Annotated in this window: 19 protein-coding genes; 11 read left to right on the forward strand and 8 right to left on the reverse strand. The window is 66.8% G+C overall.

All coding sequences use genetic code 11. From position 1 onward, the window contains the following. The first annotated feature begins 87 nt into the window (after window positions 1-87). From CLM73_RS21715 to CLM73_RS21730, 4 genes are all read left to right on the forward strand, one after another. A complete protein-coding gene (locus tag CLM73_RS21715) occupies window positions 88-540 on the forward strand; it encodes a GFA family protein (RefSeq protein ID WP_105240192.1) in 453 nt (150 codons plus the stop codon). Window positions 541-576: 36 nt separating this feature from the next. After that, window positions 577-1,116: an SRPBCC family protein gene (locus CLM73_RS21720; RefSeq protein ID WP_105240193.1), complete on the forward strand. Its 540-nt coding sequence runs from the start codon at window positions 577-579 to the stop codon at window positions 1,114-1,116. A gap of 534 nt (window positions 1,117-1,650) precedes the next feature. Further along, window positions 1,651-1,914 carry a translation initiation factor IF-1 gene (infA, locus tag CLM73_RS21725; RefSeq protein WP_056570934.1) on the forward strand — a complete coding sequence of 88 codons (264 nt, stop codon included), beginning with the start codon at window positions 1,651-1,653 and terminating at the stop codon, window positions 1,912-1,914. A gap of 160 nt (window positions 1,915-2,074) precedes the next feature. Beyond that, the gene (locus CLM73_RS21730; protein ID WP_105240194.1) at window positions 2,075-2,362 is read left to right on the forward strand and encodes a hypothetical protein; all 288 of its coding nucleotides are present in this window, start codon (window positions 2,075-2,077) and stop codon (window positions 2,360-2,362) included. A 49-nt stretch (window positions 2,363-2,411) separates the two neighbouring features. Here the strand turns inward: CLM73_RS21730 and CLM73_RS21735 are convergent, their stop codons facing one another. The 3 genes from CLM73_RS21735 to mog all read right to left on the reverse strand — a co-directional run bounded on the left by CLM73_RS21735 (window position 2,412) and on the right by mog (window position 4,368). Then, window positions 2,412-3,278, reverse strand: coding sequence for a peptidoglycan DD-metalloendopeptidase family protein (locus CLM73_RS21735; protein WP_105240195.1), 867 nt, complete (start codon window positions 3,276-3,278; stop codon window positions 2,412-2,414). A 5-nt stretch (window positions 3,279-3,283) separates the two neighbouring features. Then, window positions 3,284-3,622: a hypothetical protein gene (locus tag CLM73_RS21740; protein ID WP_105240196.1), complete on the reverse strand. Its 339-nt coding sequence runs from the start codon at window positions 3,620-3,622 to the stop codon at window positions 3,284-3,286. Between the two features lie 113 nt (window positions 3,623-3,735). Further along, on the reverse strand, window positions 3,736-4,368 hold the full coding sequence (gene mog, locus CLM73_RS21745; protein ID WP_105240197.1) for a molybdopterin adenylyltransferase: 633 nt from the start codon (window positions 4,366-4,368) through the stop codon (window positions 3,736-3,738). A gap of 265 nt (window positions 4,369-4,633) precedes the next feature. On the opposite strand from mog, the gene CLM73_RS21750 reads away from it, so the two are divergent. From CLM73_RS21750 to CLM73_RS21760, 4 genes are all read left to right on the forward strand, one after another. Further along, on the forward strand, window positions 4,634-5,758 hold the full coding sequence (locus CLM73_RS21750) for a D-alanyl-lipoteichoic acid biosynthesis protein DltD (protein WP_105240198.1): 1,125 nt from the start codon (window positions 4,634-4,636) through the stop codon (window positions 5,756-5,758). Continuing rightward, complete coding sequence (locus CLM73_RS29315) at window positions 5,755-5,880, forward strand: hypothetical protein (protein ID WP_255595213.1); 126 nt, start codon at window positions 5,755-5,757, stop codon at window positions 5,878-5,880. The genes CLM73_RS21750 and CLM73_RS29315 overlap by 4 nt, the downstream gene beginning before the upstream one ends. 82 nt (window positions 5,881-5,962) lie before the next feature. Then, window positions 5,963-7,438 carry an inorganic phosphate transporter gene (locus tag CLM73_RS21755; protein WP_105240199.1) on the forward strand — a complete coding sequence of 492 codons (1,476 nt, stop codon included), beginning with the start codon at window positions 5,963-5,965 and terminating at the stop codon, window positions 7,436-7,438. A 108-nt stretch (window positions 7,439-7,546) separates the two neighbouring features. Continuing rightward, complete coding sequence (locus CLM73_RS21760; RefSeq protein WP_105240200.1) at window positions 7,547-8,203, forward strand: DsbA family protein; 657 nt, start codon at window positions 7,547-7,549, stop codon at window positions 8,201-8,203. Window positions 8,204-8,214: 11 nt separating this feature from the next. Here CLM73_RS21760 and CLM73_RS21765 read toward each other — a convergent pair whose 3' ends face one another. Genes CLM73_RS21765 through CLM73_RS21785 form a run of 5 tightly spaced genes read right to left on the reverse strand, consistent with a single transcriptional unit; the run spans window position 8,215 to window position 11,241 of the window. Continuing rightward, the gene (locus tag CLM73_RS21765; protein ID WP_105240201.1) at window positions 8,215-8,826 is read right to left on the reverse strand and encodes a glutathione S-transferase family protein; all 612 of its coding nucleotides are present in this window, start codon (window positions 8,824-8,826) and stop codon (window positions 8,215-8,217) included. A gap of 44 nt (window positions 8,827-8,870) precedes the next feature. Further along, window positions 8,871-9,218, reverse strand: coding sequence for an AzlD domain-containing protein (locus CLM73_RS21770; protein ID WP_056570952.1), 348 nt, complete (start codon window positions 9,216-9,218; stop codon window positions 8,871-8,873). Beyond that, window positions 9,215-9,928: an AzlC family ABC transporter permease gene (locus CLM73_RS21775; RefSeq protein WP_105241654.1), complete on the reverse strand. Its 714-nt coding sequence runs from the start codon at window positions 9,926-9,928 to the stop codon at window positions 9,215-9,217. The genes CLM73_RS21770 and CLM73_RS21775 overlap by 4 nt, the downstream gene beginning before the upstream one ends. A 54-nt stretch (window positions 9,929-9,982) precedes the next feature. Further along, window positions 9,983-10,297, reverse strand: coding sequence for a chaperone modulator CbpM (locus tag CLM73_RS21780; protein ID WP_105240202.1), 315 nt, complete (start codon window positions 10,295-10,297; stop codon window positions 9,983-9,985). A gap of 2 nt (window positions 10,298-10,299) precedes the next feature. Then, window positions 10,300-11,241 carry a DnaJ C-terminal domain-containing protein gene (locus CLM73_RS21785; RefSeq protein ID WP_105240203.1) on the reverse strand — a complete coding sequence of 314 codons (942 nt, stop codon included), beginning with the start codon at window positions 11,239-11,241 and terminating at the stop codon, window positions 10,300-10,302. 202 nt (window positions 11,242-11,443) lie between these two features. On the opposite strand from CLM73_RS21785, the gene CLM73_RS21790 reads away from it, so the two are divergent. From CLM73_RS21790 to CLM73_RS21800, 3 genes are all read left to right on the forward strand, one after another. Then, on the forward strand, window positions 11,444-11,773 hold the full coding sequence (locus CLM73_RS21790; RefSeq protein WP_105240204.1) for a DHCW motif cupin fold protein: 330 nt from the start codon (window positions 11,444-11,446) through the stop codon (window positions 11,771-11,773). A 102-nt stretch (window positions 11,774-11,875) separates the two neighbouring features. Continuing rightward, complete coding sequence (yfcF, locus tag CLM73_RS21795) at window positions 11,876-12,508, forward strand: glutathione transferase (RefSeq protein ID WP_105240205.1); 633 nt, start codon at window positions 11,876-11,878, stop codon at window positions 12,506-12,508. A 194-nt stretch (window positions 12,509-12,702) separates the two neighbouring features. Further along, window positions 12,703-15,297, forward strand: a complete 2,595-nt coding sequence (locus CLM73_RS21800) for a DUF3141 domain-containing protein (RefSeq protein ID WP_105240206.1) — start codon at window positions 12,703-12,705, stop codon at window positions 15,295-15,297. The last annotated feature ends 1 nt before the right edge of the window (window position 15,298 follow it).

Consider the following 15,298-nt stretch of genomic DNA (forward strand, 5'->3'; position numbering starts at 1 on the left):
TCTGAAAGACATCTGTCACAAAAGCCGAAGTCGCCGGCCAGCGCCGCGGGTATATTGGGCTTATTCCCCAATTGCCTGGCGCTCATCATGATCAAAGGTTCCTGCCTGTGCGGCCGCGTCGCCTACGAGATCAACGGTCCGCTCACCGATGCCCTCAACTGCCATTGCGAGATGTGCCGCAAGACGCACGGCGCGGCCTTCCGCAGCCGAGCCACGGTCCAGTCGAAGGATTTCGTCTGGACGCAGGGCGAAGACCATGTGACCTGGTATGCCTCGTCGCCCGGCAATTACCGGGGATTCTGCGAGGCTTGCGGCACGCCACTGCTCAGCCGCTTTGACCAGACGCCAGACGTCTACGGCCTGCCGCTCGGCGCGCTGGACGACGATCCGGGCGTCAAGCCCGAGGCGCATTACCACGTCGCCAGCAAGGCGCCCTGGTACGACATCACGGACGCGCTGCCCCAGCACCCCGGCGCCATGGACGAAGCGCCGGAGCACGAGCCGCTGGTGTCGCCCCTGACCTTTTCGCACGGAAGATGAACCCACGTCCGGCTCCGGACTTCACAGGAGACTGATATGAGCGACTACGGCGTCGTACTGGACCCCTCCACCCTGCAATTCACGCGCAGGCTGCCCGCCAGCGTGCAGGAGGTGTGGGCCTGGCTGACGGAATCCGACAAGCGCGGCCAATGGCTGGCATTTGGCGACATGGACCTGATGGAGGGTGGCGGCGTCACCCTGCGGTTCCTGCATGCCGACCTGTCCTCCGTGCGCGAACCGACGCCCGAGGCCTACAAGCCCTACGAGGAAGGCCTGACCACGCAGGGCCTGATCACCCGCTGCGAACCGCCGCATGTGCTCAGCTACACCTGGGGCGGCTCGGCCGGCGCCCCGTCCGAAGTGACGTTCGAGGTGTCCCCCGAAGACGACGGCGCCCGGCTCGTCCTTACGCACCGCAAGCTGGCCACCCGGGAAGACATGGTCGACGTGGCGGGCGGGTGGCACACGCACCTGAATGTCCTGGCGGCACGCCTGGCCGGACGCGACCCGGGTCCCTTCTGGTCGGCCAATGCCGCCTGGGAAGCCGAATACCAGCGCCGCATCCCGCGCCGATAGAGTCGTTCAAGCGCAACTATCGCGGGCCAATCCGGCATAAAAGCTGGCTAATCGGCATGCTTTGCAGTAACATGGATCCGTGATTTTTCCGCAAAAACCGGACTTCGGTCATCCTGCGTGCCAACTTGTAGCGCCCTCGAAAGGGCGCTACTGAATGAACGTCAGCGACGCGAACGAGATCCGGTTTTTTATTGGGGCCACCCCTTTTGGGTGCTCCCCGTCACTGCCCAGCACGCCGCTGCAGTCCCCGTGGCGCCAGGCGTTGCCGCACACGCAGCAACCCCGCTTCATCCGGCAAGGTGCCCACAGCACCGCCGCCGCGACCACAGCGCGCATCGCGCGCACTTACCTCAGGGCGCGAGTATCCGCCATTTCAGACATCCGCCCGGATGCCGTGGCCCATACCCACGCTTGCCCGAACGTTTTTTTGCGTTCAAACCGCTGGACCGGTTTATCCGAGTCCGACGCGCTTGCCGCCTTGCGCGGCGTGTCATGCCGCAGGCATGACTGCGCTTTTTGATCAAGGAGTAGAAGATGGCTAAAGAAGAACTCATCGAATTGGATGGCATCGTTGACGAAGTGCTGCCCGATAGCCGCTACCGCGTCAAACTGGACAACGGCATCGAAGTCGGCGCCTACGCGTCCGGCCGTATCCGCAAGCACCGCATCCGCATCCTCGCGGGCGATCGCGTCACCCTGGAAATGTCCCCGTACGACCTGACCAAGGGCCGCATCAACTTCCGCCACAAGGACGAGCGCGCCCCCACGATGCAGCGTCCCCAGCACCACCGCCGCTAAGCCGGCCGCCCGGGCCGGCTTTCTTGCCGGCGCCCGGCTCCCTCTTTTCGCGAATCCTTAAGCAGGATTCGCGCACTGCCGTAATGCGTGGATCGCCTGTTCATGAAAGAATGGCGCTCCTTGCCTGGCGCAACGCCAGGCCGGATACGCACGAAGCACGATGGACCTGAAAGAAGAATTGCAAGCCGCCGCAGACCAGCTTGCCCTCTCGCGAAGACGTTTCGCAAAGGGCGAGGAAGGCCTGCGCCTGCTGCGTCAGTCGCGCGAGGCGTTCATCAACAGCCTGCGCAATACCGGCCTGACTTACTCCGAAGCCAAGACCAAGTACGACAACTGCCTGGATGACCAGGAAGCCGGTCAGCGCAACGTGCAGCAGCAGATGGAATACGCCGAGCGCATGCACCAGTACGTGCTTAAGCGCATCGCGCTCGAGGCCGAGAAGGCCTGAGCGCGGCCTGCCGCATTATCTGGACTTAGACGCACCCGGCTTGAATGCGTCAGGGCTTGAACGCCCCGATGAAGATCGCCGGATCGATGCGCGCATCGTTCAGGCTGACATTCCAGTGCAGATGCGGGCCTGTCGCCCGCCCCGTCGCTCCCACCTTGCCCACCACGCCGCCGCGCGGCACCTCGTCGCCGACCTTCACGGAGATGGCCGACATGTGGCAGAACATGCTGACGAAACCCTGGCCATGGTCCAGGAACACCGTCTTGCCGTTGAAGAAATAATCCCCCACCAGCACCACCACCCCGGCCGCCGGCGCCTTGATGGGCGTTCCGGCCGGCACGGCGAAATCCAGTCCCGAATGCGGATTGCGTTCCTGGCCGTTGAAGAAGCGGCGTAGGCCAAAGGGGCTGGACAGGCGTCCGCCGTCGACGGGACGATCCAGGATCACGTTGCTGGGCGTGACGCCGGCGCGAAAGCCGCGGTAGGCCTCGACCTGCTCGGCCAGTTCGCGCTCGATCCGCTTGAGGTCGTCCGGGTTCGGATCCACCTGGCGCCGGTTCTTGAGCGTGATGTGCTGCGCCACGTAGTCCTTGGCGCCGACCGTGAAGGCCACCTGACGCGTGCCGCCGGCGTCCTTGACCTGGACCTGTTCCTGGCCCGGCTTGACGCTGAGCGGAATGCCGACCACGGCGATCCACTGCTTGCCTGCCTCTCGCACCACCATCACGGGACGGTCCAGGTACGTGACCTGGGGCGCGGCCGCGCCGTCGCCCAGACTAAGCACCGCCACGCCGCCCGGCACGCGGGCGTCGAGCTTGCGGCTGATGTAACTGGCCTGCTGCGCCCGCGCGGGCCAGGTCAGGCACAGGGCGGCGGCGGCCAGTCCCGCGCGCAGGACACTGCGGCGGTCAACCATGGCGCTTACAGGCACAGGTTGGCCGGTTCGATGATGGTCTGGTCGCGGCGGGCGATGCGCGTGGACAGGCGCGTCTCGGTCTTGCCCTGCCAGTGCGTGGTCGTCAGGACGGCCTCGACACCCAGGCTGCCGTGCAGGACGAGCTCGTACCCGTTGCGCACCGGCTTCTGTTCGAAGTTCACGCCCAGTCCCTTCCAGGCGTCCGCCACGCATTGCGTGTAGTCCTGAGCGCTGCGCTGCGTGGATCCGTAGAACACGGGTTCGCGGTCGCGGACGTCTTTGACATTGGCGCAAGCCGACAAGGCAGCCAGGGCGGTAAGGGACAGGATGGTACGAACCTTCATGACGATGAAAACTCTCGGTCAGGGGGGATTGATCGGGGCGGCCAACTATACCGCACGGTCTTGGCGGGCCTTGGCGCAGAAATGCCACGCCAACGCGGCCTGCCGCAACGGATTTACGCCTGCGCGGGCCGCCGGGCGGACTTGGGACGGAAGGCCGCGATGACCTCGGGACGCGTGTCGGCGTAGGGACCGCCGATGAGATCGATGCAATACGGAATGGCGGCGAAGATGCCCGGCACCAGCACGGCGCCGTCCTCGCCCTTGAGCCCTTCCAGCGTCTCGCGGATGGACTTGGGCTGGCCGGGCAGGTTCACGATCAGGGCGGCGTGGCCGTCGGTTTCGCGGATGACGGCCACCTGCCGCGACAGGATGGCCGTGGGCACGAAACGCAGGCTGATCTGGCGCATCTGTTCGCCAAAGCCGGGCATTTCCTTGGTGCCGACCGCCAGCGTCGCCTCGGGCGTGACGTCGCGCCGCGCCGGGCCGGTGCCGCCGGTCGTCAGGACGAGGTCGCAGCCGCAGCCGTCGACCAGTTCGATCAGGGTCTCGGAAATGCGGGCGGGCTCGTCGGGAATGAGCCGGTCAACCGCCTGCCAGGGCGACGACAGCGCCCCGCCCAGCCACTCGCGCAGCGCGGGCAGCCCCTGATCCTGGTAGGCGCCGGTGGAGGCGCGGTCGGAAACGGACACCAGGCCCACGATGAGTTCGTCGGGATGGCTGCGGGCGATACGGGCAATGTCGGTCATGGCGTGGGAGGAAATCCGGCGGTGAAGCGCCGCGGTGGCGGCAGGCGGCGCGGCCGGCCAGGGATCCCGGACGGGCGCGCGACATTGATGCTATCGCATTCCGCCTGGCGGCATGTGGCGGGGCGCGGCCGGGCCAAGTGTCGCAAAAAGGGGAATCGGCGCGCCGCCCAGGGTTTCCCGCGCTTGTTCGCGTCATGGACGCTGGATAACATCCGCTAACAATCCCGTCCCATTGTCGAGGCGCGGCGCATTTTCGGGTTTCCCCATGTTCAAACGCACTCTTCGGCAGCACGCGCTTGCCGCGGCGCTGGCCCTGTCCGCCGCGGCCGTGGCCGGCTGGGCGGCCCTGCATACGCTGGCCCTGAAGACCGAACCGGTGCCCGCGGCCGCACCCGGCATCTACATTCCCAACCTGGGTAATACGCTGGACGAGCAGACGCGCAATCTGTCGCGGCTCAGCCAGGCGCTGCGCACGGGCGACCGCGTGGTGATCCTCGGGTCGTCGGAGCTCACCAGCAACGACCTGCGCTTCGTGCCGTACCGCTTCTTGGCCGACGAGCTGCAGATGCCCGTCCTGGCATATGGCCATTCCGGGTTCCAGTCGCTGGGCATGCAGTTCGTGCTGGCGGCGCTGGCCGATGACCTGTCGCCGTCCTCGCGCGTGGTCGTGATGCTGTCGCCCGGCTGGTTCGACGGCGAAGGCGGCCTGGGGCCGGACGAATTCAAGGAGCACGCCAATCCGCTGCTGCCCCGCCTGCTGCGCCAACCCGATGGCCGCGCCGAAGTCGTGCGGTGGCTGGATGCCAAGGGCGACGCCGGCGTGTATTGGTCGATGGCGGCCGAGCAGGCGTACGTGTTCCGCCAGCGCCTGGCCAGCCTGTGGGCGCCGGCGTATGCCGCCCCCGTTCCCGAACCGGAACGCGAAGGCCCGGCGGCGGCCGCGCGCGTGGTGGACTGGGACGCGCTGGCCGGCCAGGCGCAGACCGCCGAGCAGGCGCTCATGACGGACAACCGCTATGCCGTGCGCGACGAATTCTTCAACAAGTACCTGCGCAGCATCCCCGAAGGCGGCAAGACCGCCTACCAGCCCCAGCCGCTGACCGGCCGCGACGAATTGCGCGAACTCGACGCCCTGATGGCGCTGCTGCACCAGCACAAGGTCAATGCGCTGTTCGTCATGCAGCCGCTGCACCCGATGGTCTTCAACGACCTGCACCGGTTCGATCCGATCCAGCAGCAAGTTGCCGGTCTGTGCCAGCGTTATGCAATGACCTGCATGGATATGTATGACGCGCCCTTCGAGGTCGGCACGCTGCGCGATGTGCAGCATCTGGGCGAGCTGGGCTGGCTGCGCGTCAACCAAAAGATCGCCGAGGTATTCCGCCCATGAAAAGAACGCTGTGGCTCTGCATGCTGTATCTGGGAATTCTGGCCGTCATGGTGATCCAGGCGGATACGTCCGCCAATCTGGGCAAACCGATGGAGATCGAATTCCAGTATTCGAAGTTCTAAGATTGGGGGCCGCTTCATTCAGGGACAGGTCATAAATCTGCAATAATCGGGGCATTCTCGCCGGAACCTCGCCCCCTCCCCCATGTTCGACCTCTTCCACGGCCTAGACCTTTGGGTTGGCCTCAGTCTTGTGCTGGCCCTGACATTCGTCCTGGCCTTCGAATTCATCAACGGCTTTCACGACACGGCGAACGCCGTGGCAACGGTCATCTACACCAAGGCCATGCCGCCGCATCTGGCGGTGGTCCTGTCCGGTATCTTCAACTTCCTGGGCGTGTTGCTGGGCGGGGTGGGCGTCGCCTACGCCATCGTCCATCTGCTGCCCGTCGAACTGCTGATCAACGTGGACACCGGCCGCGGGCTGGCAATGGTCTTCGCCATGCTGGCGGCGGCCATCGCCTGGAACCTGGGCACGTGGTACTTCGGCATTCCGGCCTCCAGCTCGCACACCCTGATCGGCTCGATCCTGGGCGTGGGCCTGGCCAATGCGCTGATCACAGACCTGCCGCTGGGCCAAGGCGTGAACTGGGGCAAGGCCATCGACATCGGCCTGTCGCTGGTGGCCTCGCCCATTGCCGGGTTCGCGGTGGCCGGGTTGCTGCTGCTGGCGCTCAAGCGCTGGCTGCCGCTGTCCAAGATGCACAAGACGCCCGAACAGCGCCGCGCCATCGACAACAAGAAGCACCCGCCGTTCTGGAACCGCCTGGTGCTGGTGCTGTCGGCCATGGGCGTGAGCTTCGTGCACGGCTCGAACGACGGCCAGAAGGGCATCGGGCTCATCATGCTGGTGCTGATCGGCATCGTGCCGGCCAACTTCGTGCTGGACACCCACAGCACCACCTACCAGATCGAACGCACCCGCGACGCCGCCAACCACCTGATGGTGTTCTACCAGCGCAACGAAGCGCTGCTGGGCGATTTCCTGGCGCTGCGCCGCGTCGACATCCAGGAAGACCTGCCCGCCAACTTCCGCTGCGACCCGGCCCTGACCGTGCCCACCATCATGGCGCTGCAAAGGGACCTGCACGGGGTTTCCAACTACGCCGACCTGTCCGCACAAAAGCGCATCGACGTGCGCCGCTACCTGCTCTGCCTGGACGACACCGCCAAGAAGGTGGCGCGCCTGGAGGGCCTGCCCGCCCGCGAGGCCGCCGACCTGCAACGGCTGCGCGCGGACCTGACCGCCACCACCGAATACGCGCCCTTCTGGGTGATCGTGGCCGTGGCGCTGGCGCTGGGCGCCGGCACCATGGTCGGCTGGCGCCGCGTCGTCCTGACGGTCGGCGAAAAAATCGGCAAGCAGGGCATGACCTACGCGCAGGGCATGTCGGCGCAGCTGACCGCCGTGGGCGCCATTGGCCTGGCCAACGTCTTCAGTTTGCCCGTGTCCACCACCCACGTGCTGTCCTCGGGCGTGGCGGGCACCATGATCGCCAACAAGACGGGGCTGCAGGGCAACACGGTGCGCAACATCCTGCTGGCCTGGGTGCTGACGCTGCCCGCCTCGATGCTGCTGGCCGCCGGTCTTTTCTGGATCGGCGTGCAGATCGCGGGCTGATCGCAGGCTGACTGATTCGGCCGTGCAGGCAATCTGCACGGCCGCTGCAACACTCTGGGTATTGCGCCGGCCTATGCGCCCGCGCCCGGCGCCGTCTACGATGGCGCCATGACTACCGCATCCCCCACCCTGCATTACATCTTTGATCCGCTTTGCGGCTGGTGCTACGGCGCCGCGCCGCTGGTGGAGGCCGCCCGCGCCATTGCCGGCCTGAACATCGAGCCGCATGGCGGCGGCATGATGACCGGCAGCAACCGCCAACCGGTCACCGACGGCCTGCGCCGCTACGTCATGCCGCACGACGAGCGCATCGCGGGCCTCACCGGCCAACCGTTCGGCACCGATTACTTTGACGGCCTGCTGCGCGACAGCGGCGCCGTATTCGATTCCGAACCGCCCACCACCGCCATCCTGGCCGCCCAGACGCTGGCGGGCCGCGGCCTGGACCTGCTGCACCGGATGCAGCAGGCGCATTACGTGGAGGGCCGGCGCATTGCCGATCCCGCCGTGCTGCGCGCGCTGGCCGTGGAGATCGGCCTGGACGCCGAGGCCTTCGACGCTGCCTACGAACAGGCACAGGGCGCCGAGACCGCCGCGCACATTGCCGCCAGCCGCCGCCTGCTGGCCCAGGTGGGCGGCACGGGCTTTCCGACGCTGGCGTTGGAGCGCAACGGCGCTTTTACGCTGCTGGAACCCAGCCGGTATCTCGGCCGTCCCGAGCAATGGCGCGACCACCTGGCGGCGCGCATCCAGGGCGGCGCCTGACGCCCCCCGGATCAGGACTCTTCGATATCCCCGTCGCGCTGCAAGGCGCGGTGCATCGCCGGGCGCTCGCCAAGGCGCTCGACGTACGCATTGAAGACGGGGGTCTCGGGCACGATCTTCATCCGCATCATGTACTGCAACGAGCCGCCCAGCACAATGTCCACGGCCGAGAACCTGTCGCCCAGGAAAAACGGCCGCGCCTGCAGCACTCGCGTCAGCACCTCTTCGACCTCGTCGGCCGATCCCCATCCCAGCGCGGCCTGATGCGGCGTCTTGAACGCCCGCTCGACCATCGCGGGCTCGAACACGCCCGTGGAATATGCCAGCCAGGTCAGATAGGGACCGCGCTGCGGGTCGCCGACGACCGGTCCCAGCCCCGCCTGCGGAAACAGGTCGGTCAGGTAGACCGCGATGGCGGGCGTCTCGAACACGGGCACACCGTCATGCACCAGCGCCGGCACCTTGCGGTGCGGGTGGATGTCGATGTAATCGGCAGGCATGTGCCCCGTGCTGTCGTGGCCGCGGATCGACACCATTTCGGTGTCGTAGGGCACGCCCAGTTCCTCGAGCAGCCACAGTATCCGGAACGACCGCGAACGCGGTGCGTGGTAGAGCGTAAGCATGGTCGGTCTCCTTGGGGGATCGGACCATTTTGCCTTGCGGGCCGCTACGCCGCCAAGGCTAGCAATATCCCGTATCCGCCCATGCCGAGCAGCACCGCCACGCCCGTGTTGCTGACCAGGCGCGCCGCAACACCCGTCACGGCCAGCCCGCCCACGTACGGCGCGATGCGGGCGGCCTCGTCTGCCGCGCCCAGCAGATCCGGCACGATCACGGCGGCCGCGATGCCCGCCAGCAGCGACGGCCCCAGCGCCGACAGCGCCGAGCCCTCACGGGACAGGTGCCGCAGCAGCCGGCTGCGCTCGGACAGCATGAAGGGCAGCGCGCGCGTGAGATACGTGATGACCGCCATCGCGATGACGGCGCCCCAGAATTCCAATCCGCTCGCGTTCATGCCGGCCTCCTCATGCGATAGGCGGCGCAGCCGATGACCGCGCCCGCCAGGATGGCAAGGCTGGTGTAGCCCAGCGCAGCCACCAGTCCGGCGCCGACAACGGCGGCCAGGATGGGCAGTCCCATGCCGCGCCGGGCGCTCTGGCACACCAGCGCCATGAACAGCGCCGGCAGCGCAAAGCGCATGACCTGCGACAACATCGGATAGTGCCGTTCGAGGCCATCGCCCGCGTACACGCCCACGGCGGTGCCCGCGATCCACGTCAGCCACGCCCCCAGGCCCAGCGCGATCATCCAGCCTTGGCGCCGTGCGGGTTCCACGCCGTGCAGCCGGTTAAACGCCGTGGCGAAGACTTCGTCGGTCAACAGGAATGCGACCCTCAAGCGATCGCGCAGCGCCGCCGGCAGAAAGCGCGACAGCAACGGGCCATAGAGCAGATGCCGGGCGTTGAGCAGCGAGCACAGCGCCACCACCCAGAGCCACGGTGTGCCGGCCTTGATGGACGCCAAGAGCAGGAACTGGCTGGCGCCCGCGTAGACCAGCACGGAAATCAGGATGACCTGCAGCGGCGTCAGGCCGGCCGCGATGCCGGCAATGCCGAACGTCACGGCCACCGGAAAGTAGCCGATCATGACCGGCAGGCAGGATTTCAGACCATCGATGCGCGCGCCGCCGGACGGGGCGCGCGCGGCGGCGGGGGGAGTCTCCAAGGCGCTCATCGCTTTTACTTGTTGCGGCGGGCGCCCATTTTACTCAGCCGTGCGTCAAGGCTTCGCCCCCAGCGCCCGCAGCTGGGACTTCAGGCGGCGCACCTCCTGGCTCAGGTCCAGGATGAGCGCGACGGCGTCCAGACCGGCGCCGAAGTCGTGTTCCAGCCGGCGCGCGTGCAAGGCGCGTTGCAGGTCCACGCTGTAGAAACGCCATTCCGCCGGGCCGGTTCCGCTGGCGTTGACGATGCCGACCTCGACCAACCGGGCAACCCACTCCACTTCCGCGCCGCAGGCGCGCGCCAGGTCGTCGGTGCTGAGCGGTTGCGACTTGCCGACCACGGTGGCGCTGGTGATCACTATCTTGTTCATGCTCAGACCCCGAGGTTGCGGCGCGGGTTGAAGGGCAGATCCTGCTGCAGCTTGCGGTAGGCGGCCTTGGCCGCATCGCTATCGGCGGGCGGCAGCACAAGATCCAGGACCAGATACAAATCGCCCGGCGGATCGCCGGGAATGCCGCGTCCGCGCAACCGCAGCTTGCGGCCGTTGCCGGAACCGGGCGGCACGGACACCTCGACCGTGCCGCCGGGCGTGGGCGCCTGCACGCTGGCGCCCAGCGCGGCTTCCCATGGGGCAACCGGCAAGGTCATGTAGAGGTCGCGCCCTTCGGCGCGGTAGCGCGAATGCGGCTTGAAGCGCACTTCCAGATACAGGTCGCCGCTTTCGCCGCCGCCATAGCCCGGCATGCCCTGTCCGGCCAGCCGGATGTACTGGCCTTCACGCACGCCGGCCGGGATCTTGACGCTGAGCGTGCGGCTCTGCATGTGCGGCCGTCCCTGATCGTCCATCTGCATGGACCGCAGGCTGATGTCGCGCGTCGCGCCCTTGATCGCGTCTTCCAGGTCGACTTCGATCGCGGCGTGATGGTCTTCGCCGCGCGTGCGGAAGTCCTGCTGGCGCGCGCCGTGACGGCCGCCCCGGCCGCCAAAGAGTGACGAAAAGAACTCGCTGAATTGCGCCTCGTCGCCGGGCGCGGCGCCGCGGTGAAATTCGAAGCCTTCGTCCCAGCCGGGCGGGGGTTGGAAGCCGCCGTCGGGCGCGACGCCCGCAGCCAGGTTGTCATAGGCCTGGCGCTTTTCGGCGTCGCGCAACACGTCATACGCTTCGTTGACGTCGCGCATGCGGGTTTCGGCGTCGCTTTCCTTGCTGACGTCAGGGTGATATTTGCGGGCGAGCTTGCGATAGGCCTTGCGGATATCGTCGTCGGATGCGCCCTGCTCCACCCCGAGAATGCTGTAGTAGTCCTTGAACTCCATGTTCCAGCTCACGTAGAGGGTTGAGGCCGCGTCCGGCACAGCCGGATCCGGCCTTGAATAGCCAGAAGATAGGGGTTATGGACCGATTTTTCAATGTGCGGCCGCGCGGCAGGTGCCGGCAGCAGAAGCGGGCCGCCCGATTGGCGTAGTATGTGTTTTTTCGCCCGGATTTCGGGGGCGGACCCAACAGGCAGGATCCACGATGAATATGAGCAACATCCCCTTCGGCACCACCGACTGGTCCGAAGTGGAACGCACCGAACACGCCGGCGACACCGGCATGGCGTACTGGCGGACCCGTAATTTCGGCGACCTGCGCGTGCGCATGGTGGAATACACGGCCGGTTACCTGGCCGACCACTGGTGCACCAAGGGCCACATCCTGTTCTGTCTGGAAGGCGAACTGCACACCGAACTGGAAGACGGCCGACAATTCGTGCTGACCCCCGGCATGAGCTACCAGGTGGCCGATCAGGCCGAACCGCATCGCTCGTCCACGCAGACCGGCGCCAAGCTGTTCATCGTGGACTGACGCGCCCGCGCGACACGTCCGCATTGCACTTGCGTTACGCTTTGCAAACCAGGCGCCGCGCGCGGCCTGACCATACGTTACCCGCCTGACCGGAGACAAGCTTTGGGCGCCCCGATTACGCTATACGTCGATTCCCAGTTTCTCAGCCCCTACGCCATGTCGGTCTATGTGGCGCTGACCGAAAAGCAGCTGCCTTTCGAAGTGCGTCCCATCGACCTGGGCGCTGGCGAACAGCGCATGCAGCCGTTCCAGTGCCGCGCGCTCACCTCGCGGGTGCCGGCGCTGACGCACGCGGACTTCAACCTGACCGAATCCAGCGTCATCGCCGAATACCTGGACGAAGCCTTCCCCCCGCCCGCACACACCGCCCTGTTTCCGGCCGCCCTGCAGGAACGCGCTCGCGCCCGCCAATTGCAGGCCTGGCTGCGCAGCGACCTTGGCGCCTTGCGCCAGGAGCGTCCCACGGAAACCGTGTTCTACGGCGAAGCCGGCCAGCCGCTATCCGATGACGCCCATGCGGCCGCCGCCAAATTGATTCGCGTGGCCAGCTATCTGGTCGGCGTTGGCCAGTCGACGCTGTTCGACGACTGGTGCATCGCCGATCTCGATCTGGCGGTCATGCTCAAGCGCCTGTCGAACGACGACCTGCCCGACACGCTGCGCGCCTACGCAGACGTGCAATGGCAGCGGCCCGCCGTCCAGAAGTGGCTGGAGCACAACGCCGCCGCGCGCTGAGCTGAGCTGAGCTGAGCAGTGGTCTGCCATCGGTCCGATTAAGCCGGGCCGAGCGCCGATTTGACACCCCGCAAACGCGTCGATGTTGCACCGCACCATCTGATGCGGTGTAATGGGGAGGTCAATTTCGCCGGTTCCACTGGGGACCGGCTCGGCGGCGATCTGTCGCCGGCAGCTCATTACAGGAGATCGCCATGGCCGGATCCGGCTCCGATCACACGCTCGCCCCGTCCCTCAACCCCTGGACGGCCGCCTACGAATACACCGTGGACGCCTGGCAACGCGGCGTGCTTTACGCGGACGTGATGCGCCAGCGCGGCAACCAGTATCACGAACACATGGCCAAGCGCGCGCCCAACGTGCTCAGCATGGAATTCGAACTGGTGCTGGATGGCCGCGAGCTGCCCCGCCCCGTCAATTACGGTCTCTTGCGGATCAAGCCGCCGGCCGGCGTGGAAACGGATCCGATCAAGCGCCCCTTCCTGGTGGTGGATCCGCGCGCGGGCCACGGCCCGGGCATCGGCGGCTTCAAGCCCGAAAGCGAAATCGGCGTGGCCGTGCGCGCGGGGCATCCCTGCTACTTCGCGACGTTCCTGCCGCAGCCCATGCCCACCCAGACCGTCGAAGACGTGATGATGGCCGAGGCGCGCTTCCTGGAAGAAATCATTGCGCTGCACCCGGATGCCGAGGGCAAGCCCGTCGTCGTGGCCAATTGCCAGGCGGGCTGGCAGATCATGATGACCGCGGCGGTGCGCCCTGAACTGTTCGGACCGATCATCGTCGCGGGCGCGCCGCTGTCGTACTGGGCAGGCTGGCGCGGCATGAATCCCATGCGTTACGCGGGCGGCCTGCTGGGCGGAAGCTGGCTCACGGCCATGACCAGCGACCTGGGCAACGGCAAGTTCGACGGCGCCTGGCTGGTGCAGAACTTCGAGAACCTCAACCCGGCCAACACCCTGTGGTCCAAGCAGTACAACCTGTACGCCAAGGTCGACACCGAAGCCGACCGCTACCTGAGCTTTGAAAAATGGTGGGGCGGCCATGTATTCCTGAACGGGCCCGAGATCCAGTACATCGTCGACAACCTGTTCGTGGGCAACCGCCTGGCCACCGCAGGCCTGGTGACCTCCGACGGCATCCGCATCGACCTGCGCAACATCCGCTCGCCCATCGTGGTGTTCTGCTCCAAGGGCGACAACATCACCCCGCCGCCGCAGGCGCTGGGCTGGATTCCCGAGCTCTACCAGAACGAAGCCGAAGTCCTCGCACACGGCCAGACCATCGTCTACGCCATCCACGAAAGCATCGGCCACCTGGGCATCTTCGTGTCCGGCAGCGTGGCGCGCAAGGAACACCAGGAATTCACCTCGAACATCGACATGATCGATGTGCTGCCGCCGGGCATCTACCAGGCTGAAATCGCCGACAAGACGCCCGACACGCCCAACGCCGACCTCGCTTTTGGCAACTACGTGCTGTCCTTCGAACAGCGCAAGCTGGACGACGTGCGCGCCATCGTCGACCGCAAGGAAGAAGACGACCAGCGCTTTGCCGCGGTGGCCCGCATCTCCGACATCAACCTGGGCATGTACCGCAGCTTCGTGCAGCCCTGGCTGCGCGCCATGGTCACGCCGCAATCGGCCGAGTGGATGCAGCGCATGCACCCGCTGCGCCTGCCCTACGAACTGATTTCCGACCGCAACCCGCTCATCGCGCCCATCGCCAAGGTGGCCGAACAGGTCCGCGAGAACCGGCAGCAGGCCGCGCCCACCAATCCTTTCGTGGTGGCGCAGGAGATGTTCTCGAACTGGATCGAGACCAGCCTGAACATCTGGCAGGAACTGCGCGATTCCGCCGACGAGCGCACCTTCATGAGCGTCTACGGATCGCCCGTGGTGCAGGATCTGGCCGGCCTGGGCGCCAAGTCCGGCCCGCCCCGCAGGCACCCCGGCGTCTCGCCGGAGCATCGCCGCTTCATGGAAGACCGCGCCGCGGAACTGCGTTCGATGCTGCAGGAAGGCGGACTGCGCGTGGCCGCAATCCGCATGCTGCTGTACGTGTCCGGCGCCGAGGGCGGCCTGGACGAGCGCAGCTTCGCGCTGATCCGCAAGATGCGCGCGGAAGCCGACAACGCGCTGACGCTGGAAGCGTTCAAGGACGTCATCCGCGAACAGGCCCTGATGATGACGCTGGATTCGGACGCCGCCATCCAGGCCATGCCCCGCCTCCTGGAAGACTCGACGGCCGCCGAAATCCGCGCCAGTCTGATCGCCATGAAGGGCGTTCTGGAAGCGGCCGAGCCGCTGAGCGACGCGGCGCGCGAAAGCCTGAACGAAATGGAGCGCATCTTCGAAGCGGCCGAACGCCGCGCGCAGCGGCGCGAGCAAGGCCAGGCGCCTGCGGCATCACGTGGCGCCGCCGCGAAGGCTGCCTATCCGGTCCAAGATCTGGTCGACCTGGCCGCCCAGGTGCCCGCCAAGACCGCCCGGCCGCATTCCGACGCCGCGGGAAAGGCCGTGAATGAGGCGGAACCGCCCAGGAAGGCGCCGCGGTCCGCGTCGAAGGCCACATCGAGAACCGCGCCCAACGCCGCGTCGAAATCGGCATCGAAGTCCCCGGCAAAGCCCGCCGCCAAAGCGGCCAAGCCGGCGGCCAATGGCGCCGCCAAGGCAGCGTCGAAGTCCGCTTCGAAGCCCGCATCCAAGTCCGCACCCAAGTCCGCTGCGGACGCGACCCCGGCCAAAGCGCCCGCCAAGCGCGCCGCCGCCCGTCAACCCGCCAAGGCCTGAG

Origin of the sequence: Achromobacter spanius, assembly GCF_002966795.1 — a bacterium.
In the GTDB taxonomy this organism is placed as follows: Bacteria; Pseudomonadota; Gammaproteobacteria; order Burkholderiales; family Burkholderiaceae_B; genus Achromobacter; species Achromobacter spanius_D.

What these genes read in the sequence shown, in the direction of transcription:
- CLM73_RS21715 (WP_105240192.1), top strand. Translation starts at nt 88, where the DNA reads ATGATCAAAGGTTCCTGCCTGTGCGGCCGCGTCGCCTACGAGATCAAC.
- CLM73_RS21720 (WP_105240193.1), top strand. Translation starts at nt 577, where the DNA reads ATGAGCGACTACGGCGTCGTACTGGACCCCTCCACCCTGCAATTCACG.
- infA (WP_056570934.1), top strand. Translation starts at nt 1,651, where the DNA reads ATGGCTAAAGAAGAACTCATCGAATTGGATGGCATCGTTGACGAAGTG.
- CLM73_RS21730 (WP_105240194.1), top strand. Translation starts at nt 2,075, where the DNA reads ATGGACCTGAAAGAAGAATTGCAAGCCGCCGCAGACCAGCTTGCCCTC.
- CLM73_RS21735 (WP_105240195.1), bottom strand. Translation starts at nt 3,278, where the DNA reads ATGGTTGACCGCCGCAGTGTCCTGCGCGCGGGACTGGCCGCCGCCGCC.
- CLM73_RS21740 (WP_105240196.1), bottom strand. Translation starts at nt 3,622, where the DNA reads ATGAAGGTTCGTACCATCCTGTCCCTTACCGCCCTGGCTGCCTTGTCG.
- mog (WP_105240197.1), bottom strand. Translation starts at nt 4,368, where the DNA reads ATGACCGACATTGCCCGTATCGCCCGCAGCCATCCCGACGAACTCATC.
- CLM73_RS21750 (WP_105240198.1), top strand. Translation starts at nt 4,634, where the DNA reads ATGTTCAAACGCACTCTTCGGCAGCACGCGCTTGCCGCGGCGCTGGCC.
- CLM73_RS29315 (WP_255595213.1), top strand. Translation starts at nt 5,755, where the DNA reads ATGAAAAGAACGCTGTGGCTCTGCATGCTGTATCTGGGAATTCTGGCC.
- CLM73_RS21755 (WP_105240199.1), top strand. Translation starts at nt 5,963, where the DNA reads ATGTTCGACCTCTTCCACGGCCTAGACCTTTGGGTTGGCCTCAGTCTT.
- CLM73_RS21760 (WP_105240200.1), top strand. Translation starts at nt 7,547, where the DNA reads ATGACTACCGCATCCCCCACCCTGCATTACATCTTTGATCCGCTTTGC.
- CLM73_RS21765 (WP_105240201.1), bottom strand. Translation starts at nt 8,826, where the DNA reads ATGCTTACGCTCTACCACGCACCGCGTTCGCGGTCGTTCCGGATACTG.
- CLM73_RS21770 (WP_056570952.1), bottom strand. Translation starts at nt 9,218, where the DNA reads ATGAACGCGAGCGGATTGGAATTCTGGGGCGCCGTCATCGCGATGGCG.
- CLM73_RS21780 (WP_105240202.1), bottom strand. Translation starts at nt 10,297, where the DNA reads ATGAACAAGATAGTGATCACCAGCGCCACCGTGGTCGGCAAGTCGCAA.
- CLM73_RS21785 (WP_105240203.1), bottom strand. Translation starts at nt 11,241, where the DNA reads ATGGAGTTCAAGGACTACTACAGCATTCTCGGGGTGGAGCAGGGCGCA.
- CLM73_RS21790 (WP_105240204.1), top strand. Translation starts at nt 11,444, where the DNA reads ATGAATATGAGCAACATCCCCTTCGGCACCACCGACTGGTCCGAAGTG.
- CLM73_RS21800 (WP_105240206.1), top strand. Translation starts at nt 12,703, where the DNA reads ATGGCCGGATCCGGCTCCGATCACACGCTCGCCCCGTCCCTCAACCCC.